Consider the following 21715-nt stretch of genomic DNA (forward strand, 5'->3'; position numbering starts at 1 on the left):
GAGCCGACATGCTCAAGAATTTCTGGTACGCGGTGGAGTTCGCCGACGCCGTCACCCGCGCCCCCAAGCGCGTCACCTGCCTCGGCCAGGACTTCGTCATCTACCGCAAGCGCGACGGCGGCGTGGTCTGCCTGTCGGACCTGTGCGCCCACCGCGGCGCGGCGCTGTCGAGGGGCAAGGTGGTGGACGACCAGATCGCCTGCCCCTACCACGGCTGGCGGTACGAGCCGGGCGGCGCCTGCACGCTCATCCCCGCCAACCCCGAGGGCCGCGGCATCCCCAAGAAGGCCCGCGTCGACTCCTATCCCGTCCGGGAGGAGTACGGGCTGATCTGGGCGTTCCTCGGCGACCTGCCGGAGGACGAGCGGCCCCCCATCCCGCACTTCCCCGAGCACGACGACCCGAAGTTCGCCCGCGTGGACGTCAACATGATCATCGAGGCCAACTACGAGCGGACGTTCGAGAACGTGGTGGACGCCGCGCACACGCCCTTCGTGCACGGCACCCGGTTCGGCAACCCGGACAAGCCGCAGATCCCCGACTACGAGATCACCCAGGACGACTGGTCGGCGGTCGCCGACATCATGCTCAGCCCGCCGCCCGCGCGGGGCCTGTGGAAGCGCCTCTACAAGAAGGAGGGGCCCAGCGAGCTGGTCGTCACCAACGGCTGGTACCTGCCGAACATCGTCAAGCTGCACGTCCGGCTGCCGTTCGGCGACATGATCCTCTACGACCACAACATCCCGCTGAGCCGCGACCGGACCCTCGTCAAGATCGTCGGCTACCGCAACTTCTTCACCGGCAGGTGGGCCGACCGGGACGCCCGCCGCCGCATCGAGAGCATCCTGCTCCAGGACAAGCCGGTGGTGGAGAGCCAGCGGCCCGAACTGCTGCCCTACGACCTGCCCGCCGAACTGCACCTGCGCAGCGACGCGCTCCAGGTCGCCTACAGGCGCCGCCGCCAGCAGCTGATGGCGGACGGATGGTGGATCGGCGACGAGGACATGATGTCCGACCCCGGTCCCCGCAAGAGCGCCGTCGTCATCGCCTCCCCCGCCCGCCGCGAGAACCCCGAGCTGGCGCGGGCCTGGATGCACAAGGCGCGGGGCGGGGAGACGAGCGGCGGGGAAGCGAGCACCACCGCATCGACCGGCACAGCGTCGACCGGGACGGCGGACGCGGAGACGCCCGACGGCGCCGTGAAGGAAACGTCCCCCGGAGACACCGTGACGGCCGCGCAGGCGACCGGTGAAGGAGAAGACAAGTGACGGCGTCCCTGCCCAGAGCACTGAGCGACCGGACGATGGCGGCGCTGGCCGGCGTCGAGAACCTGACCCGGGTCACCGAGCGGGAGCTGACGAGCCCGATGTCGCCCGGCCCGGTCGGCGAACTGGAGATCCTGCGCGGCGAGCGGATCGCCAAGGTCGTCCGCGTGGCGCTGACGGTCGAGCAGATCGGCATGGACAGCCACATGATCTTCGCGTTCACCCCGGCGGACTCGGCGGTCCCGCACTTCACGCTCGACTCGGTCATGGCGGGCGGCTACCTCGCCTACCACATCGACCTCGTCCAGCGCGCCGACCTGGCCTGCCACCTGGAGTACCTCAACGCGGTCTACCAGCCGCTCACCCCTGCGTTCGAGGAGGTCCGGGAGCGGTTCGGTCCGTCCACCGCCGCGATCGGCCCCCGCCAGCACGCGATGATGTCGCCCTGGATGCTGGTGAACCGGGCCGACGAGGAGCACTTCACGGAGATCGGCGGCTACCTCGACCGGTACTTCGAGCACTGGCGCGGCCTCGTCGACAAGGGCCTGCCCGCCGACGTCGTGGCGACCCTCGCCGACACCGACCTGCCGGCGCGCGACGAGCGCAACCGGGCGAACCTGTTCAGTCCCGAGGTCGACCCCGTCTGGGCCAACGTGACGCGGCTGCTCGGCGAGGAGCAGTCCGAGGCGGTGCGCGGCGAGTTGCTGACGAACGAACTGCCGACGAACGAACTGCCGACGAACGAGGTGCGGGGTGGCTGAGCCGAGCGAGTGGCAGACCCGGATCGCCGGCGAGTGGCACGGCCGCCCCTCGCTGTTCGACGGCACCGGAACCTGGCAGGGCTACGAGGACATCCGCAGGTCGTCGGTGTTCGAGGACGGGAAGACCACCTACTACATGGACGGCGGCCTGGAGGGCGGCGGCCCGATGGCCGGGCGGTTCCGGCTGGGCGCGCCGTTCGCGTTCGGGGTCGTCGACTCCGACAGCAACCGCGTCTACACCGGCCCGGACTTCCACGGCACCGGCCAGCCCTACGGCGGGTTCGTCGACGCGCACTACTACGGGCCGGGCTGGCAGGTCGACCTCAACACCTGGAACCACGTGCTCCCCGACGGCGAGACGCAGGTCTACTCGTCCACCCTCTACCAGGGCTGGGCGGTCGTGGGCTGCTTCAACGGCGTCTACCGGCGCACCACCGACTACGACGCCAACCCCGAGACCAGGGACGCGATCGCGGCGTTCCTCAAGGACGAGACCCGCAACGGCCCGACGCCCTACATCCTGCCCACCAAGCAGGCCGGCGCCTACTCCGGCACCTGCGAGCTGTGGGGCGCCGACCAGAAGCTCATCGGCGACGTGACCGTGTCGGTCGAGCTGGAGCCGGTCGACCTGCTGCGCACCCGCCAGCACGTCACCTGGTCCGGCGCGCTCGACCGCACGTACACGGTGGAGGCCCGGCGGGACGGGTTCCGGCACTTCTACGAGGGCCCGGACGCCTGGGGCAACGCGATCTCCTTCGGCCGCGCCAACTACCCCAGCCTGCACTTCACCGACGTGTGGAAGGCCAAGGGCCGCGAGTACATGATCGACGCCGCGCCCGGGATGACGGCCGGGGAGACCCTGACCGTCGCCTACGAGCTGTTCGAGGGCAACGTGCTGACGTGCGTGCTGCACGGCGTCCTCACCTGGGAGGCGTCATGACCGAGACCTCGCCGACGGTCGTCATCACGGGCGGTACCCGGGGCATCGGCCTCGGCCTGGCGCGGGAGTTCCTGGCCAGGGGCGCGCGTGTCGCGATCTGCGGCCGGTCCCGCGAACGGGTCGACGAGGCCGTCGCCGAACTGGGCGACGGCGCGATCGGGACGGTCTGCGACGTGGCCGACCGCGACCAGGTGCAGGCCCTGTGGGACTGGGCGGCCGCCGAACTCGGCCGCGTCGACCACTGGATCAACAACGCCGGCGTCTCCACCTCCCGCACGCCGCTCGCCGAGACGCCCGCCGGGCAGCTCGACACGATCGTCGCCGTCAACCTGCTCGGCGCGCTGCACGGCAGCGCCGTGGCGGTGGCGGGCATGACCGCGCAGGGCGGCGGGACCGTCTGGAACATGGCGGGGCTCGGCAGCGACGGCCGCACCATCCCCGGCCTGATCGCCTACGGCGCCACCAAACGCGGCTCCGACTACCTCACCACCGGGCTCGCCAAGGAGGTCAAGGGCGGCCCCGTGAAGGTCGCGCACCTGTCGCCCGGCATGGTCGTCACCGACCTGCTCCTCAAGGACTACTCCCCCGAGGAACTGGAGAAGGCCAAGAAGGTCTTCAACATCCTCGCCGACCGGGTGGAGACCGTGACGCCCTGGCTCGCGGCGAAGATCCTCGCCGGGACCGGGAACGGCGGGAAGGTCGCCTGGCTGACCGCGCCCAAGATCATGGGACGGTTCGCCACGGCGCGGTTCCGCAAGCGCGACCTGTTCGCCGATGCGCCATGACCGACTACCCGGTCCCCCTCGCCGTCGAGGACTTCGTCCCCGTCGCGCTGACCGCGCTCGGCATCGCTGCGCTGCGGCACCGCCATCCCCTCGTCCTGCCGGCGGCGTTCCTGGTGGTGTCCGGCGGGTTCGCCAAGGCCACGTGGAAGCTGATCGTCGCGCTCGACGGCCCCGACCTGCAGTGGCTGTACCACGCGCTGTTCCCGCTGCTGGCCACCGGATTCACCCTGCTGGTGTTCGCCCTGACGCGGGGCCGGTGGCGGGCCGCCCTGCCCGTCCCCCTCATCGCCGCCCTGGCCGCCTCGGCGGCCCTGCGCGACACCTGGCCCGCCATGGTCTGGACGATCGCGGCGGTCACCGTCGTGGCGGTGCTGCTGGCGCTGGACGCCCGCCGCCGCGACCCGCTCACGGCGGCGCTGTTCACGCTGTGGCTGGCCGCCCAGTACCTGCTCGGCCCGATGGCGGCGCGGGCCGAGCAGTCCATCGCCCTGCAGTGGGCCGAGCAGTCCTGCAACACCCTCGCCCAGGCGGCCTTCGCGCTCGCCGCCTGGCGGCTCGCCCGTACCCCCGACGCGAAAGAGACCAAGGAGGCGGTGCCCGCATGACCGACGCACTCGGCTGGCGGCGCAAGTTCGGAGTCATCGCGCCCTCCACCAACACCATCGTGGAGCCCGACTTCTACCGGATGGGCGTCCCCGGCGTGACGTCCCACTTCTCCCGCATCCACATCCGCGACCAGAACATGGACGGCGACGCCGGCATGGAGCGGCTGCTGGAGCAGATCCGCGACGAGATCGGCGCGGCCTGCGAACGCGTGCTGACCTGCGAACCGGACTACATGGTGATGGGGATGTCCGCCGAGACGTTCTGGGGCGGCGTGGAGGGCAACAAGGAGTTCGTCCGCCAGATCCACGGCATCACCGGCCTGCAGGTGGCGACCGGGGCGGAGGCGTGCGAGCGGGCACTGAAGCTGTACGGCGCCCGGCGCATCGGCGTCGTCACGCCCTACCAGCCGGTCGGCGACGAGAACGTCCACCGGTTCTTCACCGAGCTCGGCTTCACCGTCGACAAGATCATCGGCCTGAAATGCCCCACGGCCGTGTCGATCGCCCACGTCACCGAGGACGAGCTGCGGGCGGCCCTGCGGGAACTGGCCGCCGGGGAGGTGGACGCCATCGTCCAGTGCGGCACGAACCTGTCGATGGTCGGCCTGGCCGACGAGGCCGAACGGTGGCTGGGCCTGCCCGTCATCGCGATCAACGCGGCCACCTGGTGGATGGCCCTGCGCGACAACGGCATCGACGAGCGGGTCGAAGGCGCCGGGGCCCTCCTCCGCGACCACTGACCGCGGGCCCGCTACAGCGGCGGCCAGGGGATGGCGGGCCAGTCCTCCGGGGGGTACGGGTGGATCCGGTGCTTGAGCATCAGCTCCACCCGGCGGCGGGTGGCGTCGACCTCGTCGGCGGTGAGGAGCTCGGCCAGGCGGGCGCCGAGGGGGCCGCCGCGCAGGCCCTCGTCCACGCGGCCGAGGGCCTCCAGGGCCTCGGCCGTCAGCGGCTTGCCGCGCCACTGCCACAGGACGGTGCGGAGCTTGTAGTCGGCGGAGAAGCAGACGCCGTGGTCGCAGCCGTAGACGTGGCCGTCGCCCGGCGGCAGCAGGTGGCCGATCTTGCGGTCGGCGTTGTTGACGACGGCGTCGAACACCGACATGCGGCGGATCGCGTCGTCGTCGGACCGCGACAGGGCGACGAGGTCGATGTCGGGGTCGGGTTCGACCCACAACTGCACCATGCCGGGCCCGTACGGGCCGTCGCGGTGCACGGTGGGCGGGACGGTCCCCCAGCCCATGGCCTTGGAGACCTCGTAGGCGGCGACCTCCCGCTCGGCGAGGGTGCCGTCGGGGAAGTCCCACAGCGGGCGCTCACCGGCCACCGGCTTGTAGACGCAGCCCGCGGTGAGGCCGTCGTGATCGACGGAGCAGTACAGGGTGGCGTTGGACGCCTGGACGAGCCTGCCCTCCACGCTGAGCCGCCCGGCCGACAGCAGCCGCTCGGCTCCCTCGGCGTCGCGGGGGGAGACCCGGCGTCCGGGCTCGCCGCGCCCGGCGTCGTCTGCGGGCGCCCGGTCCCGGGAGGACTGCGTCATGCGATCATTCTCCCGGCCGCGTCGCCCATGATCCAGCACAGCGGATCTTTTTCGTCCTCGGCGGCCGGGGCGCACGGCACGGCGCGGACGGCCGGACGAAGAGGATTCGAGGGCCGCATCTCAGCCGAGGTATCCGTTCTGGCGGGGGCACACGTGCCCCTCGGTGTCGAGGGGGAGGCCGCACAGCGGGCAGGGCGGGCGCCCGGCCGCGACGACCTTCAGGGCCCGCTCGGCGAACGCGCGGGCCTGCGCGGCGCTGATCCGCACCCGCAGCACCGCGATCTTCGGGTCCTCCTCGCCGACCTCGGCGTCCTCCTCGGCCTCGCCGGCCTCCTGCGCCTCGATGACGACCTGCTCGTCGTCCGGGTCCCAGGCCAGCGCCATCGTGCCGACCTTGAACTCCTCCTCCACCGGCTGGTCGAGGGGGCCGTCGTCCTCGAGCTCGGACGGCGTGACCGCGGGCACCGGGGCCTCTCCGCCGCTGCGCCGCAGCACCTCGTCCAGCAGCTCCTCCAGCCGCTCCGCCAGCAGCGTCACCTGGAACTTCTCCAGGCCGACGCTGGTGACGCGGCGGCCGGAGCGGGCCTGCAGGTAGAAGGCTCGGTCGCCTGGCCGCCCGACGGCGCCGGCGACGAAACGCTCCGGCGGGTCGTAGGAGATGACGGGCATGACAACGACCCTACGCGCCGCCGCCGACGGGCGCGTCCCCCGGCCCGAGTCCGTCTTTCCCGGAACCTTCCTCCGGCGGCTTGGGAACGAGTCCGGCCACATCGCCGCCGGTGTCGTTGACGCGGACGACGAACGGCCGCGTTTCGGTGTACCGGACGACGGTGAGCGACGCGGGGTCGGCCTGGATCCGCTGGAACTGGTCGAGGTGGAGGCCGAGCGCGTCGGCGACGATGCCCTTGATGATGTCGCCGTGGCTGCACACGGCGTAGAGCGCGTCCGGGCCGTGCTCGGCGGCGATCCGCTCGTTCCAGTCGCGGACGGCGGTGACGGCGCGGTGCTGCGCGCCGGCGAGGGACTCGCCGGCCTCGCCGGGGAAGCGGACGGCGCTCGGATGGCTCTGCACGACCTTCCAGAGCGGCTCCTCGGCCAGTTCCTTGAGCGGGCGGCCGGTCCAGTCGCCGTAGCGGACCTCGCCGAACCGCTCGTCCGTCTCGATCTTCTCGATCGGGCCGTCGTGGCCTGCGGCGATCGCCTCGGCGGTCTCGGCGCAGCGTTCCAGGGGGCTGGTGACGACCGCGGCGAGCGGGAGCGGCGCCAGGCGCCCGGCGAGCCGGGCGACCTGCGCGCGGCCGCGGTCGTCGAGGCGGACCCCGGGCGTCCAGCCGGCGAGCACGGGTCCGGTCATCGCAGTCAGGCCATGCCTTACCAGCAGGAGTGTGGTCACAGCGGCCACTCTAGGAGATGACGGGCAGCCGGGCGGCGGGCGCCCCGCGCCCGCGGGTGCGGGAGAATGCGTATCGTGATCGTGGACAAGGCCATCTACGCGGGCGGGACGCGCCGCGACATCGACGGCGACATCAGCGACGCCTTCGACCTCGCCCGCCAGGACGGTGAATGCTTCCTCTGGATCGGCATGTTCGAACCCGACGAGGAGGAGTTCGAGCTGGTCAGGGACGAGCTGGAGCTGCACCCGCTCGCCGCCGAGGACGCCGTGTCCGCACACCAGCGGCCCAAGCTGGAGCGCTACGACGACACGCTGTTCATCGTGCTGAAGACGCTGACCTACATCGACGCGACCTCCGACATCGAGGTCGGCGAGATCATGATGTTCCTCGGCCGGGACTTCGCCGTCACCGTCCGGCACGGCGCCGGCAACCCGCTCGGCCCCGCCCGCAGGCGGCTGGAGGAGTCGCCCGAGCTGCTCAAGCACGGCGCCGCCGCCGTCCTGTACGCGGTGTGCGACGAGGTCGTCGACCGCTACGGCCTGGTCGCCCACGAGGTCGAGGTCGACATCATCGGGCTGGAGCGGGCGGTGTTCGACCCGGGCGCGCGGGACGTCACCGCCGACATCTACTCCCTCAAACGGGAGGTGCTGGAGTTCCGCGGCGCCGAGGACCCGCTCGTCCCGGTGATGCAGGAGATCGCGAAGGGCCGCGTCCCCGAGTGCGGCTCGACCCGCGAGTACTTCCGCGACGTCCTGGACCACCTGCTGCGCGTGGACGGGCAGGTCGACGCGCACAACGAACTGCTGAACAGCGTGCTGACCGCGCACCTCGCGCTGCTCGGCAAGCGGCAGAACGAGGACATGCGCAAGATCTCGGCCTGGGCCGCGATCATCGCGGTGCCGACCGCGATCGCCGGGATCTACGGCATGAACTTCGACCACATGCCCGAGCTGCACTGGACCTTCGGGTACCCGCTGGTCATGTCGGTGATGGCGGTCATCTGCACGCTGCTGTTCCGCAGGCTCCGCAAGAGCGGCTGGCTCTAGCCGCCCTTGGCCGCCGGGGCGGCGAGCAGAACCGCCCACAGGTGCGACTCGGCGCCGCCCGACTCCAGCCGGCGCCGGATCCGCTCCACGCCGCCGCGGGTCGGCAGCGCCAGCCAGAGCAGCAGCGGATAGCCGACGGCGAACCCGGCGACGAACACCAGCTCGCTGTGCCCCACCATCGCCAGCGGCAGGCCCAGCAGGATCACGCCCTCGGCGAGCGCGAACCGCAGCAGCACCGCCTGCCGGAACATCATGAGCGCCGTCCGCGCCGCATGCCGCGGCTCGCTGCCCGGGGCCATCGGCTGCGGCGCGCGCGGCCCGACCACCAGCGCGGCCAGCGCCGCGGCCACCAGCGGGAGATAGATCCAGGGTGGCGCGTCCTCTCCGCCCTGCACGATCAACGGGGTGATCGCCAGGATCAGGACGGGGGCAGCCAGCAGCACCAGCATCATCGTGCGCATCCGGCCGAGTTCCGTGCCGCTCCGCAGCGAGGCGAGATAGCCGGGGTCGTCGCCCGATCCCGCACCGAATACCGGCGCCACGTCCGGTCCGCCGTCGCCGTCCGGCGTCTTCGGGGAGTACATCGAGAACGGGGGTGGCGCCATGGCCAGCCACTTTAGCCGGGCGGCGGCCCCGGCAATAGACCTCACCAGTATCTTTGCGCTGGGCAAGAATCCGGGCGGGCCTTGCGCACGTCCCGCCCGGATCGCGCGGACCGGGGACCGGACCGCTACATTGACCGCCTTTGACCTCCTCCCCCACCTAAAGGCGGGGGACTCCAACCGTCGCGGGTTGGTTTTCCTGCTTCGTCGCCGACTGCCCCGTCCAGGAGGATTCCCGTTGAGGTCTGACACCGGCTCCACAGGCCGACACCGCCAGCCCGGCGGCCACAATGTTGCGTGCGGCGTTGACGTCCCGGTCGTGCCGGGCGCCGCACCCGCCGCATTCCCATTCCCTGATGTTGAGGGGCATCTTCCCGGCGAGGGTCCCGCATTGCGAGCAGGTCTTGGAGGAGGGGGACCACCGGTCGATCACCACGAGTTCGCGGCCGTACCAGTCGGCCTTGTACTCCAGCATCGTCCGCAGCTGCCGCCATGCCGCGTCCGAGATCGCGCGGGCGAGATTGTGGTTGGCAACCATGTTACGGACGTTCAGGTCCTCGATCACGACCACTTGGTTCTCGTGGACGAGTCGAGTCGAGAGTTTGTGCAGGAAGTCGCGGCGCCGGTCGGTGATGCGGGCGTGGATCCGGGCGAGCTTCCGTTTCGTCTTGTCCCGGTTGGCCGACCCCTGGGCCTTGCGGGCCAGTTCCTTGTGCGCGCGGGCGAGGCGTTCCCGGTCGCGGCGCTCGTGCCGGGGGTTGGTGACCTTCTCACCGGTCGACAGGGTCACCAGCGAGGTGATCCCCGCATCGACGCCCACCGCCGCGTCGACGGGGTCCAGGCGGGCGATGGTGTCGGTGCACAGAATCGAGACGAACCACCGGTCCGCGCTGTCGCGCGAGACCGTCACGGTGGACGGCTCCGCGCCCTGGGGCAGGGGCCGCGACCACACGATGTCCAGCGGGCCGCGCATCTTCGCCAAGTACAGCTCACCGTCGCGGTACTTGAAGCCCGACCGGGTGTACTCGGCGCTGGCGCGCGACTTCTTGCGCGACTTGAACCGCGGATACCGGGCGCGTTTGTCGAAAAACGCCGCGAACGCGGCCTGCAGGTGCCGCAGCGCCTGCTGCAGCGGGACCGACGACACCTCGTTCAAGAACGCCAGGTCGTCGGTCTTCTTCCATTGGGTCAGCGCCGCCGAGGTGTCGACGTAGGACATGCGGCGCTGTTGGGTGTACCAGGCGCGGGTGCGTTCCTCCAGCGCCCGGTTGTAGACCAGGCGCGTGCAGCCGAACGTGCGAGACAGCTCCGCTGCCTGCTCGCCGGTGGGATGGAAGCGGTACTTGAACGCCCGCTTCACTGTGCGCGCCATGCCTCACATAATGACACAAGATCAGTTAAGCTCCGCCCGGTGGGGCGGGCGGAGGTTCGACTGCCGGCAAATCGCCCGCCCCTGTCCTGCTTCGCAGGGGGTCCGTTTCCTCCCCGGCCTGAAGGCAGGGCTATCCACGGAGGTATCCGATGAAGGAGCGTCACCTCGGGCGGAGCGGGCTGCTGGTGTCCCGGCTGGGCCTCGGCACCATGACCTGGGGGCACGACACCGACCCGGACGAGGCCGCGGCGCAGCTCGCCGTGTTCGTGGACGCCGGGGGCACGCTGGTGGACACCGCCGACGTCTACAACGACGGCGACAGCGAGCGGATCCTCGGCCACCTGCTGCGCGAGACGGTCGACCGGGACGGCCTGGTCATCGCGACCAAGGCCGCGATCAGGCCGAACGGACGCTACGACGGCTCCCGCAGGCACCTGCTCCGCGCCCTCGACGCCTCCCTCGACCGGATGGACCTGGACCACGTCGACCTGTGGCAGCTGCACGTGTACGACCCGGCCACGCCGCTGGAGGAGACGCTGTCGGCGCTGGACGAGGCGGTCGCGTCCGGCCGGGCCCGCTACGTCGGGGTGTCCAACTACGCGGGCTGGCAGGTGTCGAAGGCCGCGGCCTGGCAGCGGGCGTGGCCGGGCCGGGCCCCGGTGGTGTCGGCCCAGCTGGAGTACTCGCTGCTGCGCCGCGACATCGAGCGGGAGGTCGTGCCCGCCGTGCTGGACGCCGGGGCGGGGCTGCTGCCGTGGTCGCCGCTCGGCCGGGGGGTGCTCACCGGCAAGTACCGCACCGGCATCCCCGCCGGGTCGCGCGCCGCCGCCCCGCACTTCGCCGACTTCGTCCAGCCCTACCTCGACGAGGAGTGCGCCCGGATCGTCGAGTCGGTGGTGACCGCCGCCGAGGGACTCGGCCGCTCCCCGCTCGCCGTGGCGCTCGCGTGGGTCCGCGACCGGGACGGGGTCGCCGCGCCGATCGTCGGCGCCCGCACCGCCGCGCAGCTCACCGCCATACTGGACAGTGAGGACCTGACGCTCCCGGGCGAGATCCGCGGCGCGCTGGACGACGTCTCCGACACCTCGTCCGGCGCGTGACACGCTCGGGACGCTCCACCGCCAACCGTGATCAGCCGCGACGGGAAGCCCGTGACCGACACCCCTGACCCCACCCCCGCCGAGCGGGCGGCGCGCGCCGCGGAGGCCATGCGCGCCGCCGAGGCCGCCGCCGGAGCCCTGGACGGCCGCCGCGACGAAGAACGCGGCGGCGCCGCCGAACCCGCGCGGGCCGCGCCCGCAGAGTCCGTACCGGGCTCGCCCGCCCAGGCGGGCGCGGCCGCGCGGACGGGCCTGCTTGCCCTCACCGAACTGTTCTCCGCGACCGGCGTCCCCGCGCCGCTCGTGTCCCGCGCCGCCGCCCGGCTCGGCCCGGACGCCGCCGCCGGACTGCGCGCCGACCCGTGGCGGCTGCTGCTCGTCCCCGGCGTCCGGCCGCCGCAGGCCGACCACTTTGCCCGCGCCGTGCTCGGGCGGGACGCGGCGCCGGGCGACCCCCGGCGCGGCCGCGCCCTCGTCCTGCACCTGCTCACCGAGGCCGCGCGGGACGGCCACACGGTCACGCCCGCCGCCGACGTGGTGTCCGCGCTGGAGCGCGTGCGGGTCCCCGACCCGCAGGCCGCCGTGGAGGCCGCGCTGGACGAGGCGGAGGTCCTCTCGCTCACCGAGGAGCCCGAGTTCGACGAAGCGGCCTTCGAGGAGGGCGCCGAACCGCCGGAACCGGAGGAGACCCTCGGCCCGGCGCGGTGGGCGCTCGCCGAGGAGGCGGCGGCCGAGGGGTTCCAGCGGCTGTCGCTGACGGCCGTGCCGCTGCTGGACGACGTCGCCGTCAAGGGCCTGCGCGACGGCCTGCCCGAAGACCGCTCCCTCGCGCTCACCGCCGCGCTCCGCACCGGCGTGAGCGTCCTGCGCGGGACGCCGGACGACCTCGCGCGCACCGCCCTCGCCATCGCCGCCGCGGCGGCGGGCCAGGGCGTGCGCACCGCCGTGGCCGCGCCGACCGACCGCGCCGCCGCCGACCTGCACACGGACGCCGACCTGCACACGGACGCCGAGGGGGTCGCGGTCACCAGCCTGCACCGGCTGCTGGAGCCGCGGGACGAACCGGCGGCCGCGCCGGGGGCCGTCGTCTACGAGCGCGGTGAGCGGCGTCCCTTCGACCTCGACCTGGTCGTCGTCATGGACGCCTCGGTGCTCGACGTCGAACTGTGCGCGGTGCTGGCCGAGGCGTGTCCCGACGGCGCCCACCTCGTGCTGTGCGCCGAGCCGGACGCGCCGCCGCCCGCCGGTCCGGGCCGGCCGCTGGACGACCTGGAGGCGTCCGAGACCGTCCCCGTCGTCACGCTGGACGCCGCGCCCCCGTCCGGTCCGCTCGGCGAGCTGGCCGACGCCGTGCGCGGCGGCGACCTGGCCGCCGTGGACGCGCCCGGGCGCGAGGTCGTGATCGTGCCCGCCGCGAGCCCCGGCGAGGCGGTGCACCGGGCCGTCCAGCTCGTCACCGACTCGATCCCCCGCGCGCTCGGGATCGCCGTCGAGGACGTCCAGGTCGTCGCGCCGGCCGCGGGCGGCGAGGCCGGCACCGGCGCACTCAACGCGGCGCTCAAGGAGCGGCTGAACCCCGGGCCCGGCAGGTTCGGCGGGCTGGACCCCGGCGACCGGGTGGTCGTCGCCGCTCCCCTCCCCCACGCCGCGCTCGGCGAGACCGGCGTGGTGACCGGAGGCGGCCCGCACGGGCTGGAGGTCGACTTCCCCGGCGGCGCGGCCGTGGTCGCGCCCGCGGACGCGTCCCGGCTTAGGCACGGCTGGGCGGTGACGGTCGCGCAGGCGCGCGGGACGCGCCGTCCCGCCGTGGTCGCGGTCATGCCGCCCGCGGGCCTGTCACGGCCGCTGGTGGCCACCGCGTTCGGGCTGGCGCGCCGGCACCTGTCGGTCGTGCAGGCGTCCGGCCCGGAGCTGGCCAGGGCGGTCCGCGACGACGCCGCGCCCGCGCGGCGCACCAGGCTCGCGAAACTGGTGATCCACTGAGGCCATGACGGGGTAAAGAAACACCCGTGTCGCGGTTTACGGACCGGCCCGTATGGGACACGATGTCAACAGGGTCAACAACGGCATTGGTGCGGGTGGAGGAAAACATGCCCCAGCGGCTCAGGCGGGTCGGCACGGCTTCGGCGGCGGTCTCGGCGGGCGCCCTCGTCCTGTTCCTGTCCGCCCCTGCGGCCGGGGCGGCCGAGGTCTGCAAGAAGGGCGTCGACCCCGAGACCACGATCGAGAACTGGAAGTGCAACCTCGGCAACATCCGCGAGGCGCTCACCCCGAAGACCCCGACGCCGACGCCCACGCCTAAGCCCACCCAGTCCAAGGCCGCCCCGCCGAAGACCACGCCGAGCAAGAGCTCGGGGACCAGGACGTCCAAGGCGCCCGCCGCGAAGACGCGAAAGCCGTCCTCGGCGCCGAGCGGCGGCGGCGCGGCCGTGCCTCCGGCCACCATGACCGACTCCACGGTGTCCCGGCCGCTCGCGCAGAAGCCGCCGTCCAACGCTCCCGGGCTCCCCGGCGTGCTGCCCACCCCCGAGATCGCCGCGGACCCGAACGCCTACCAGAACCCGCCGGCCGGAACGGTGGCCATGCCGCAGACGCGCCTCATCTCGCCCGTCGCGGCCTCACAGCAGGACAACGGCCAGCTGCTCCTGGTAGCCGCCGCCGCGGGTGCGGCGGGCGCCGCCGGCGCCCTCCACATCAGCGTCGCCGCCCGCACCTTCCGCCGCCGCCGCGCCACCCGCTGACATCGGAGAGCGCAACCGCCCGTTCCACACCGACCTCAGCCGACACCGCAACCCCGCGACGACCTCAACAGCCGCGATCGCGTCCGAAGGCAGGTTTCGAGCGAAGCGAGAAACCTGATCGCGCAGCGAGCCGCAAGGCGAGCCGTAGCGATGCAGCGATCGCACCGCAGTTCCCGCCGAAGGAGGGCCCCCAGGGCCCGACGCCAAGGGAACTGCAATCAGTACGCGCCGATGGCGTGGATGCCGCCGTCGACGTGGACGATCTCGCCGGTGGTCGCCGGGAACCAGTCCGACAGGAGTGCCGCGCACGCGCGGGCGGTGGGCTCGCTGTCCTTGATGTCCCAGCCGAGCGGGGCCGCCTTCGGCCACATCTCCGTCATGCCCTCGAAGCCGGGGATGCTCTTGGCCGCCATCGTGGCGAGCGGCCCGGCGGCGACGAGGTTGACCCGGATGCCCTGCGGGCCGAGGTACTTGGCCAGGTAGCGGGAGCACGACTCCAGGCCGGCCTTGGCCACGCCCATCCAGTCGTACACCGGCCACGCCTTGGTGGCGTCGAAGTCCAGCCCGACGACCGAGCCGCCGTCCTTCATCAGCGGCAGGCACGCCATCGTCAGCGACTTCAGCGAGTACGCCGAGGAGTGCACGGCGGTCGCCACGTCCTCCCACGGCGTCTCCAGGAAGTTGCCGCCGAGCGCGGTCTGCGGCGCGAACCCGATCGCGTGGACGACGCCGTCCAGGTGGTCGAAGCCGTTGTCGCGCAGGTTCCCGGCCAGGGCGTCAAGCTGCTCGGCGTTGGTCACGTCCAGCTCGATCACCGGCGGCGGCGAGTCGGGGCCGGACGGGAGCCGCTTGGCGGTCCGGGCCGTGAGCGTGGGGCGCGGGTAGGCGGTCAGCACCACCTCGGCGCCCTGCTCCTGCGCGACCCGCGCGACGTGGAAGCCGATCGAGGCGTCGGTGAGGACGCCGGTGACCAGGATGCGCTTGCCTTCGAGGATCCCCATGACCGTCAGTGCCCCATTCCCAGGCCGCCGTCGACCGGGATCACGGCCCCGGTGATGTAGGCGGCGTCGTCGCTCGCCACGAACCGCACGGCCTTGGCGACCTCGTCCGGCTGCGCGATCCGCCCCAGCGGGATCGCCGAGGTGATGGCCTTCTGCTGGTCCTCGGTGAGCACCGCCGTCATGTCGGTGTCGACGAACCCGGGCGCCACCACGTTCACCGTGATGCCGCGCGAGCCGAGCTCGCGGGCGAGGGACCGCGCGAACCCGACCATGCCCGCCTTGGACGCGGCGTAGTTGGCCTGCCCCGGCGAGCCCATCAGGCCCACGACCGAGGAGACCAGGACGATGCGCCCCTTGCGCTTGCGCATCATGCCCTTCACGCCGCGCTTGGCCACGCGGAACGCGCCGGTCAGGTTGGTGTCGATCACCGAGGTGAACGATTCCTCGCTCATGATCGCCAGGAGGGTGTCCTTGGTGATCCCCGCGTTGGCGATGACGACCTCGACCGGGCCGTGCTCCGCCTCGACCTTGCCGAAGGCGGCGTCGACGTCCTCGGCGCTCGTCACGTCGCACCGCACGCCGAACAGCCCTTCGGGGGGCTCACCGGACCGGTAGGTGACGGCGACCGCGTCGCCCGCGGCGGCGAGCTCACGGGCGATCGCGAGGCCGATGCCCCGGTTACCCCCGGTGACGAGGACAGAGCGACTCATCACGACCCTCTCGTTGGCTGCTTGTGGGCCCACCGCGTCGCGCGGTGATGACAGCGCACGACCCTAGCGGCCTTCCGGCAGGCTGCGGATGTGCCGAACCGACAAGATCCGCTCACCCCGGTTTGTTCGGGTGCCCTCCCGGGGCCGGCGGGTAGGTTGCCAAGGGTGCATGACATCGATCCCACCTTCACCGCGCTGCCGCTTCGCGCGCTGGCCGACGCGGCCCTGTCCCGCGCCCGGGAGCTGGGCGCCGAGCACGCCGACTTCCGGCTGGAGCGCATCCGCAGCCAGACACTCCGCCTGCACGACGCCGCGCTGGAGACCGCCCTGGACGCCGACGACGTCGGCCTGTCGGTCCGCGTCGTCAAGGACGGCACCTGGGGCTTCGCCGCGGGCATCGACCTGACGCCCGACGGCGCCGCACGCGTCGCCGCCCGGGCGGTGGACGTCGCGGCGGTCGCCAAGGCCGTCAACCGCGAACCCATCGAGCTGGCCCCCGAGCCGGTGCACGGCGAGCGCACCTGGATCTCGGCGTACGAGATCGACCCGTTCGACGTGCCGACGGCGGACAAGGTGGCGCTGCTGTCCGGCTGGAGCCGCCTGCTGCTCGGCGACGACCGCGTCGACCACGTGGACGCGACGCTGCTGCAGGTCAAGGAGAACAAGTTCTTCGCCGACCTCGCCGGGACCGTCACCACCCAGCAGCGCGTCCGGCTGCACCCCGTCGTGAACGCCGTCGGCATCTCCGGCGGCCTGTTCGACACGATGCGCACGCTCGCGCCGCCCGCCGGGTACGGGTGGGAGTGGCTGTCGGGCGAGCACTGGGACTGGGACGGCGAGCTGGCCCGCATCCCCGAGCTGCTCGCCGAGAAGCTCGCCGCGCCGTCGGTCGACGCGGGCGTGTACGACGTCGTCGTCGACCCGTCCAACCTGTGGCTGACGATCCACGAGTCGATCGGCCACGCCACCGAACTCGACCGGGCGCTCGGCTACGAGGCGGCCTACGCGGGCACCTCGTTCGCCACCCCCGACAAGCTCGGGAACCTCCAGTACGGCTCCGAGGTCATGAACATCACCGGGGACCGCACCGCCGAGCACGGCCTGGCCACAATCGGCTACGACGACGAGGGCGTGCAGACCCGGTCGTTCGACATCGTGTCCGGCGGGCTGTTCACCGGCTACCAGACCGACCGCCGCATCGCCCGCCTGACCGGCGCCGACCGCTCCAACGGGTGCGCGTTCGCCGACGCGGCGTCCAGCATGCCGATCCAGCGGATGGCGAACGTGTCGCTGAAGCCCGCGGAGGGCGGCCCGTCCACCGAGGAGCTGATCTCCGGCGTCGACCGCGGCGTCTACATCGTCGGGGACAAGAGCTGGTCGATCGACATGCAGCGCCACAACTTCCAGTTCACCGGGCAGCGGTTCTACCGGATCGAGAACGGGCGGCTCGCCGGGCAGCTCCGCGACGTCGCCTACCAGGCCACCACGACCGAGTTCTGGAACTCGATGGAGGCCGTCGGCGGGCCGCGGACGTACGTGCTCGGCGGCGCGTTCAACTGCGGCAAGGGCCAGCCGGGGCAGGTCGCGCCGGTCAGCCACGGCTGCCCCTCGGCGCTGTTCCGCGGCGTCAACATCCTCAACGCCCTGAAGGAGGCCGGCCAGTGAGCACGATGAGGCCCCAGGAGGCCGTCGAGCGGGCGCTGTCGCTGTCCCGCGCGGACGACTGCATCGTCATCGCCGACGAGGCGAGCACCGCGAACCTGCGGTGGGCGGGGAACACGCTCACCACCAACGGCGTGACCCGCTCCAACCGCCTCACGGTCGTCGCGTTGCGCGACACCGCCGACGGCGTCGCGGCGGGCGTGGTGTCGCGGTCGGCCGTCGCCGCCGACGGCATCGAGGACCTGGTGCGCGCCGCCGAGGCCGACGCCGCCGCGGGCGAGGCCGCCGAGGACGCCGCCCCGCTGATCACCGAGGGCCCGGCCGCGGCCGCGTGGGACGACGAGCCCGCCGAGACCGGCATCGGGGTGTTCGAGGGGTTCGCGCCCGCGCTCGGCGAGGCGTTCGCCGCGGCGCAGGCCGGCGACCGGCGCCTGTACGGGTTCGCCAACCACATGCTGACCTCGACGTTCCTCGGCACCTCGAAGGGGCTGCGGCTGCGCCACGACCAGCCGACCGGGCTGCTGGAGCTCAACGCCAAGGGCGCCGGCGGCTCGGCGTGGGCGGGCACCGGCACGCGCGACTTCACCGACGTCGACGTCCCCGCGCTGACCGGCGACCTCGCCAGGCGGCTGGAGTGGGGCGAGCGGCGCGTGGACCTGCCCGCCGGGCGGTACGAGACGATCCTGCCGCCGTCGGCCGTCGCCGACCTGATGATCTACCTGTACTGGTCGGCGGGCGCGCAGGACGCCCAGGACGGCCGGACGGTGTTCAGCGCCCCCGGCGGCGGCACCCGCGTCGGCGAGAAGCTCGCGAGCCTACCCGTCACGCTGTCCAGCGACCCGGCGGCCGCGGGCATGGAGTGCGCCCCGTTCGTCGTCGCGCACGCCTCCAGCCGCGAGTCGTCGGTGTTCGACAACGGCCTCGCGCTCGGCGCCACCGACTGGATCAGCGGCGGCACCCTCGCCTCGCTCGCCCAGACGCGGCACTCGGCGGAGCGCACCGGGCTGCCGCTCACCCCGCCGATCGACAACCTGGCGATGACCGGGCCGGGCGGCGGCGCGTCCCTGGAGGAGATGGTCGCCCGCACCGAGCGCGGGCTGCTGCTGACCTGCCTGTGGTACATCCGCGAGGTCGACCCGCAGAGCCTCCTGCTGACCGGCCTCACCCGCGACGGCGTCTACCTCGTCGAGGACGGCGAGGTCGTCGGGGCGGTGAACAACTTCAGGTTCAACGAAAGCCCCGTCGACCTGCTGTCACGCCTCACCGAGGTCGGCGAGACCGGCCCGGCGCTGCCGCGCGAGTGGTCGGACTACTTCACCCGCGCCGCCATGCCGCCGCTGCGCGTCCCCGACTTCCACATGTCGACGGTGAGCCGGGCGACCTGAGCACCCGGCGCACCGCCCGGTCAGGCGTCCTCCAGGCGGAAGCCGACCTTCATGGTGACCTGGATGTGGGCGACCTCGCCGTCCTCGATCTGGCCGCGGACCTCCGTCACCTCGAACCAGTCGAGGTGGCGCAGGGTCTGCGAGGCGCGCCTGACGCCGTTGCGGATCGCGGTCTCGACCGACTCCGGCGAGGTCCCCACGATCTCCGTCACCCGGTACGTGCGATCGGTCATCTCGTTTACCTCCGATGTCTTGACCCGTCCTGGTATCGCCAGCCGGACTCCATGGGCTTACCGTGGAATGGTGAAGGTCAATCACCATCGGGAGCCGGAGGTCTACACGGTCACCGACGCTCCCCGTCCGATGTCCGAGGACATCGAGTACCGGCAGCGGCGCTACCTGGTGTCGATGGGCGTCAGGACGGTGTGCTTCGTCGGCGCGATACTGGCCGCGGTGGCCGGCGCGCCGGCGTGGGCGGTGCTGATTCTGGTGGCCGGGGCTCTGCTCCTGCCCTACATCGCGGTGATCTTCGCCAACGGCGGGCGCGAGCCGACCGCCTCGGCGACCTTCGAGGCCCCCGCGACGCGGGAACAGAAGCCGGATTCCGGACAGCGACCGGAAATCGGGTCGTGACATTCTCTTGACTAACCGCAGGGGGTTTCGGTGTACGATTTGTACCGGCGCTCTGGTCCCCCGTCGGAGCGCCCGTGCCGGTGTTCCGGGCCCCCGTCGGAACACCGATGATGCGGCGCCGGGTGGATTGCCCCCGTATCCACCCGGCGCCGCTTTTCAATTCCGGGGTCCCGCCCTGGGGCTTCCCCGGTCCGCCGATGACCTTCCCGTGACCCCCGCCCGAAGGTGCGTCCCGGCCGTGAGCACAACCGGGCGAAAAGGCAAGGCCCGGCGGTGGCCTGCTCCGGCCACGGGCCGAAACCCGGCCGAACCGAACTTTTCTCCCTCGGATCCGTGTGCAGCACGGCGTTTCCGGCCGGGCACCGTCCGTCAGAACGACCTGGACGCGGACCGATCCTTTCCGGGCCGCGCTGCGTACCTCTGAGCGGCGATAGCACCATCCCCGCGCCCGAGGGGAGGTCCCGTGGACCCAGGATTCCGGCTGGACGACCGCTACCGGATGGAGCGCCGCGTCTCCCGGCGCGGCGCGGCCCAGGTGTGGCGCGCGCACGACGAACTGCTCGCCCGGCGCGTCGCCGTGACCCTCGTCGGCGTCCGCCGATCGCGGCGCGACCTGCGGCGACGGTTCCGGGACGCCGCCCGCGCCGCGGCGGCGCTCGCCCACCCCAACATCGTGACCACCTACGACTACGGCGAGGCGGAGGGCACCGACGACGACGCGCTGACGTACGTGGTGACGGAGTTCCTGAGCGGCGAGTCCCTGGCGGCGCGCCTCGAACGGGGCCTGCCCGCCGCCCACGAGGCCCTGAGCGTGTGCGCGCAGCTCGCCGACGCACTCGCCGCCGTCCACGCCTGCGGGATCGTCCACGGCGATCTGAGGCCCGGGCAGGTGTTCCTGACCGAGGACGGGGTGAAGCTCCTCGGCCTCGGCGTCACCGGCGCGATCGGCGGGCCGGGAGACGAGGGCGGCCGGGCCGGGGACGTGCTCGCGCTCGGCCGGATCCTCGCTGCGTGCCTGACCGGCGACCCGGAGTCCGGACCGTGGTCCGGTACGGCGGCCGGTGCGCCTGCCGCCCCGGTGGAGCCGGCGGAGCTCGCGGAACCGGTGGAGCTGGCCGAACGCTGCCGGGCCGCCGAACCCGGCGACCGTCCCCCGGCGGCCGACGTGGCCCTGGCCCTGAACTCTTACGCGGCGCGGACGCCCGTCCTGCCAGGTGGGGACGCCGGAGGCCGCGGCCCGGCGCGGACCGGGTCCCGGTGGCCCGGGCCGGGACGGGTACGGCGGGCGGTGATGCTCGGCGGCGCGGCGGCCGCGGTGCTGGCGGTGCTCCTGACCCCGCTCGCGGTCATCACCGTCTCGCTGCGGGACTCGCCGCGCGGCGTCGCGCTGCCGCCGCTGCCGAGCCGGCCCGCGGCGGCGCCTCCGGCGGGCGCCCGCACGCCGGGGCCGTCCGGCACGGCCGCCCCGCCGGCCGCGCCGGACGGCGGAACGGTCCCGGCGGCCGGCGCGCGGGAGGCCGCGGTGAGCGCGCTCGCGCGAATGCGGCGCGCCATCGACGTGGGGATGGCGGAGGGCGAGGTCGGGCCGCGGTTCGGCAGCGACCTCGCCACCCAGGTCACCACGCTGATGAACGAGGTGGACGGCGGAGCGCAGGTGGACCTCGGCCGCCGGGTCGCCCGGCTGCGGGCCGAACTCGCCGGACGCGGACCGCACGACGTCTCGCCGGAGCGCGCGGCGGGGCTCTCCGCGCTGCTCGCCGAAGTCCCCGTCCAGTCCTGACCCGCCGAACCCCTTGACGGAAGACGCCGATGAGACGAACATCACACCTGGCCCGGCTGAGACACATCGTTCATGTGTCTCACCGGGCGGTCGTCACCATGCGGTGCGCCATGCCCCGGCGCCCCCGCCCGGGAAACGGAGATCGGCGATGAGCGGACACGACGACGTGCCCGAGTGGGCACCCAGGAACCCGCCGGAGAGCGGAGACCCCGACGCCCCCTACACCTTCCTGGGCGCCTCCTATCCGGGCGGCGTGCCCGCCGGCCCGCCCGGCGGCGCGGGACGCGGGCGGCCGGGGGACCCTTACCAGCGGGCCCGTGACATCGTGGCCACCCTCGTCGACGCGCTGCCGTCCGGCTCCTATCTCGCCATCGCCGAGGCCGACGACACCCA

The 21715-nt window shown here is 72.9% G+C and carries 22 protein-coding genes and 1 pseudogene; 15 read left to right on the forward strand and 8 right to left on the reverse strand.

Annotation, left to right across the window (positions count from 1 at the left end):
* Positions 1-8: 8 nt before the first annotated feature.
* From AB0C35_RS43110 to AB0C35_RS43135, 6 genes are read left to right on the forward strand one after another with little or no spacing between them, the layout of a single operon-like run.
* A complete protein-coding gene (locus AB0C35_RS43110; RefSeq protein WP_358469437.1) occupies positions 9-1268 on the forward strand; it encodes an aromatic ring-hydroxylating dioxygenase subunit alpha in 1260 nt (419 codons plus the stop codon).
* On the forward strand, positions 1265-2026 hold the full coding sequence (locus tag AB0C35_RS43115; protein ID WP_358469440.1) for a hypothetical protein: 762 nt from the start codon (positions 1265-1267) through the stop codon (positions 2024-2026). The genes AB0C35_RS43110 and AB0C35_RS43115 overlap by 4 nt, the downstream gene beginning before the upstream one ends.
* Positions 2019-2966, forward strand: a complete 948-nt coding sequence (locus AB0C35_RS43120) for a hypothetical protein (RefSeq protein ID WP_358469443.1) — start codon at positions 2019-2021, stop codon at positions 2964-2966. Before AB0C35_RS43115 ends, AB0C35_RS43120 begins: the two co-directional genes overlap by 8 nt.
* The gene (locus AB0C35_RS43125) at positions 2963-3751 is read left to right on the forward strand and encodes an SDR family oxidoreductase (protein WP_358469446.1); all 789 of its coding nucleotides are present in this window, start codon (positions 2963-2965) and stop codon (positions 3749-3751) included. The genes AB0C35_RS43120 and AB0C35_RS43125 overlap by 4 nt, the downstream gene beginning before the upstream one ends.
* Positions 3748-4356, forward strand: a complete 609-nt coding sequence (locus tag AB0C35_RS43130; protein WP_358469449.1) for a hypothetical protein — start codon at positions 3748-3750, stop codon at positions 4354-4356. The genes AB0C35_RS43125 and AB0C35_RS43130 overlap by 4 nt, the downstream gene beginning before the upstream one ends.
* The gene (locus AB0C35_RS43135) at positions 4353-5096 is read left to right on the forward strand and encodes an arylmalonate decarboxylase (protein WP_358469452.1); all 744 of its coding nucleotides are present in this window, start codon (positions 4353-4355) and stop codon (positions 5094-5096) included. The genes AB0C35_RS43130 and AB0C35_RS43135 overlap by 4 nt, the downstream gene beginning before the upstream one ends.
* Positions 5097-5107: 11 nt before the next feature.
* Here the strand turns inward: AB0C35_RS43135 and AB0C35_RS43140 are convergent, their stop codons facing one another.
* From AB0C35_RS43140 to AB0C35_RS43150, 3 genes are all read right to left on the reverse strand, one after another.
* On the reverse strand, positions 5108-5896 hold the full coding sequence (locus tag AB0C35_RS43140; RefSeq protein WP_358469454.1) for an SCO1664 family protein: 789 nt from the start codon (positions 5894-5896) through the stop codon (positions 5108-5110).
* Positions 5897-6016: 120 nt separating this feature from the next.
* Positions 6017-6565: a DUF3090 domain-containing protein gene (locus AB0C35_RS43145; protein ID WP_358469457.1), complete on the reverse strand. Its 549-nt coding sequence runs from the start codon at positions 6563-6565 to the stop codon at positions 6017-6019.
* A 10-nt stretch (positions 6566-6575) separates the two neighbouring features.
* Positions 6576-7289, reverse strand: coding sequence for a histidine phosphatase family protein (locus tag AB0C35_RS43150; RefSeq protein ID WP_358469460.1), 714 nt, complete (start codon positions 7287-7289; stop codon positions 6576-6578).
* Between the two features lie 66 nt (positions 7290-7355).
* Here AB0C35_RS43150 and AB0C35_RS43155 point away from each other — a divergent pair, with 66 nt between their 5' ends.
* The gene (locus AB0C35_RS43155; RefSeq protein WP_358469463.1) at positions 7356-8336 is read left to right on the forward strand and encodes a magnesium and cobalt transport protein CorA; all 981 of its coding nucleotides are present in this window, start codon (positions 7356-7358) and stop codon (positions 8334-8336) included.
* Here the strand turns inward: AB0C35_RS43155 and AB0C35_RS43160 are convergent.
* Both AB0C35_RS43160 and AB0C35_RS43165 read right to left on the reverse strand, forming a co-directional pair.
* A complete protein-coding gene (locus tag AB0C35_RS43160) occupies positions 8333-8941 on the reverse strand; it encodes a hypothetical protein (RefSeq protein ID WP_358469466.1) in 609 nt (202 codons plus the stop codon). The genes AB0C35_RS43155 and AB0C35_RS43160 overlap by 4 nt on opposite strands.
* A gap of 157 nt (positions 8942-9098) precedes the next feature.
* On the reverse strand, positions 9099-10310 hold the full coding sequence (locus AB0C35_RS43165; RefSeq protein ID WP_358469469.1) for an RNA-guided endonuclease TnpB family protein: 1212 nt from the start codon (positions 10308-10310) through the stop codon (positions 9099-9101).
* Between the two features lie 149 nt (positions 10311-10459).
* Between AB0C35_RS43165 and AB0C35_RS43170 the strand changes: the two genes are divergently transcribed.
* From AB0C35_RS43170 to AB0C35_RS43180, 3 genes are all read left to right on the forward strand, one after another.
* Positions 10460-11410, forward strand: a complete 951-nt coding sequence (locus AB0C35_RS43170) for an aldo/keto reductase (RefSeq protein ID WP_358469472.1) — start codon at positions 10460-10462, stop codon at positions 11408-11410.
* Between the two features lie 51 nt (positions 11411-11461).
* Positions 11462-13393, forward strand: a complete 1932-nt coding sequence (locus AB0C35_RS43175) for a helix-hairpin-helix domain-containing protein (RefSeq protein WP_358469475.1) — start codon at positions 11462-11464, stop codon at positions 13391-13393.
* A gap of 107 nt (positions 13394-13500) precedes the next feature.
* The gene (locus AB0C35_RS43180; RefSeq protein ID WP_358469478.1) at positions 13501-14151 is read left to right on the forward strand and encodes a hypothetical protein; all 651 of its coding nucleotides are present in this window, start codon (positions 13501-13503) and stop codon (positions 14149-14151) included.
* A 218-nt stretch (positions 14152-14369) separates the two neighbouring features.
* Here AB0C35_RS43180 and fabI read toward each other — a convergent pair whose 3' ends face one another.
* Both fabI and AB0C35_RS43190 read right to left on the reverse strand, forming a co-directional pair.
* Positions 14370-15152 (reverse strand): enoyl-ACP reductase FabI, encoded by a 783-nt coding sequence (gene fabI, locus AB0C35_RS43185; protein ID WP_358469481.1) that lies wholly within the window; start codon positions 15150-15152, stop codon positions 14370-14372.
* 5 nt (positions 15153-15157) lie between these two features.
* Positions 15158-15862, reverse strand: coding sequence for a beta-ketoacyl-ACP reductase (locus tag AB0C35_RS43190; protein ID WP_358469484.1), 705 nt, complete (start codon positions 15860-15862; stop codon positions 15158-15160).
* Positions 15863-16027: 165 nt separating this feature from the next.
* On the opposite strand from AB0C35_RS43190, the gene AB0C35_RS43195 reads away from it, so the two are divergent.
* Both AB0C35_RS43195 and AB0C35_RS43200 read left to right on the forward strand, forming a co-directional pair.
* Positions 16028-17527 (forward strand): TldD/PmbA family protein, encoded by a 1500-nt coding sequence (locus AB0C35_RS43195; RefSeq protein WP_358469487.1) that lies wholly within the window; start codon positions 16028-16030, stop codon positions 17525-17527.
* Between the two features lie 5 nt (positions 17528-17532).
* A complete protein-coding gene (locus AB0C35_RS43200; RefSeq protein WP_358469499.1) occupies positions 17533-18909 on the forward strand; it encodes a metallopeptidase TldD-related protein in 1377 nt (458 codons plus the stop codon).
* Between the two features lie 20 nt (positions 18910-18929).
* On the opposite strand, the gene AB0C35_RS43205 is transcribed toward AB0C35_RS43200, so the two are convergent.
* The gene (locus AB0C35_RS43205) at positions 18930-19142 is read right to left on the reverse strand and encodes a dodecin (protein WP_358469490.1); all 213 of its coding nucleotides are present in this window, start codon (positions 19140-19142) and stop codon (positions 18930-18932) included.
* A gap of 67 nt (positions 19143-19209) precedes the next feature.
* On the opposite strand from AB0C35_RS43205, the gene AB0C35_RS43210 reads away from it, so the two are divergent.
* The 3 genes and pseudogenes from AB0C35_RS43210 to AB0C35_RS43220 form a co-directional block, all read left to right on the forward strand.
* Complete coding sequence (locus AB0C35_RS43210) at positions 19210-19542, forward strand: DUF3099 domain-containing protein (RefSeq protein ID WP_358469493.1); 333 nt, start codon at positions 19210-19212, stop codon at positions 19540-19542.
* A 463-nt stretch (positions 19543-20005) separates the two neighbouring features.
* Positions 20006-21322, forward strand: coding sequence for a protein kinase (locus AB0C35_RS43215; protein ID WP_358469496.1), 1317 nt, complete (start codon positions 20006-20008; stop codon positions 21320-21322).
* 148 nt (positions 21323-21470) lie between these two features.
* Positions 21471-21715: pseudogene (locus AB0C35_RS43220) on the forward strand (hypothetical protein); the annotation flags it as partial.

The sequence above is a fragment of the Spirillospora sp. NPDC048819 genome (genome assembly GCF_040650055.1).
GTDB lineage: Bacteria > Actinomycetota > Actinomycetes > Streptosporangiales > Streptosporangiaceae > Spirillospora.

Coding starts and splice junctions, on each gene's coding strand:
- AB0C35_RS43190 (WP_358469484.1), bottom strand. CDS start 15,862: ATGAGTCGCTCTGTCCTCGTCACCGGGGGTAACCGGGGCATCGGCCTC.
- AB0C35_RS43180 (WP_358469478.1), top strand. CDS start 13,501: ATGCCCCAGCGGCTCAGGCGGGTCGGCACGGCTTCGGCGGCGGTCTCG.
- AB0C35_RS43160 (WP_358469466.1), bottom strand. CDS start 8,941: ATGGCGCCACCCCCGTTCTCGATGTACTCCCCGAAGACGCCGGACGGC.
- AB0C35_RS43145 (WP_358469457.1), bottom strand. CDS start 6,565: ATGCCCGTCATCTCCTACGACCCGCCGGAGCGTTTCGTCGCCGGCGCC.
- AB0C35_RS43140 (WP_358469454.1), bottom strand. CDS start 5,896: ATGACGCAGTCCTCCCGGGACCGGGCGCCCGCAGACGACGCCGGGCGC.
- AB0C35_RS43155 (WP_358469463.1), top strand. CDS start 7,356: ATGCGTATCGTGATCGTGGACAAGGCCATCTACGCGGGCGGGACGCGC.
- AB0C35_RS43110 (WP_358469437.1), top strand. CDS start 9: ATGCTCAAGAATTTCTGGTACGCGGTGGAGTTCGCCGACGCCGTCACC.
- AB0C35_RS43205 (WP_358469490.1), bottom strand. CDS start 19,142: ATGACCGATCGCACGTACCGGGTGACGGAGATCGTGGGGACCTCGCCG.
- AB0C35_RS43135 (WP_358469452.1), top strand. CDS start 4,353: ATGACCGACGCACTCGGCTGGCGGCGCAAGTTCGGAGTCATCGCGCCC.
- fabI (WP_358469481.1), bottom strand. CDS start 15,152: ATGGGGATCCTCGAAGGCAAGCGCATCCTGGTCACCGGCGTCCTCACC.
- AB0C35_RS43200 (WP_358469499.1), top strand. CDS start 17,533: ATGAGGCCCCAGGAGGCCGTCGAGCGGGCGCTGTCGCTGTCCCGCGCG.
- AB0C35_RS43210 (WP_358469493.1), top strand. CDS start 19,210: ATGGTGAAGGTCAATCACCATCGGGAGCCGGAGGTCTACACGGTCACC.
- AB0C35_RS43165 (WP_358469469.1), bottom strand. CDS start 10,310: ATGGCGCGCACAGTGAAGCGGGCGTTCAAGTACCGCTTCCATCCCACC.
- AB0C35_RS43170 (WP_358469472.1), top strand. CDS start 10,460: ATGAAGGAGCGTCACCTCGGGCGGAGCGGGCTGCTGGTGTCCCGGCTG.
- AB0C35_RS43130 (WP_358469449.1), top strand. CDS start 3,748: ATGACCGACTACCCGGTCCCCCTCGCCGTCGAGGACTTCGTCCCCGTC.
- AB0C35_RS43125 (WP_358469446.1), top strand. CDS start 2,963: ATGACCGAGACCTCGCCGACGGTCGTCATCACGGGCGGTACCCGGGGC.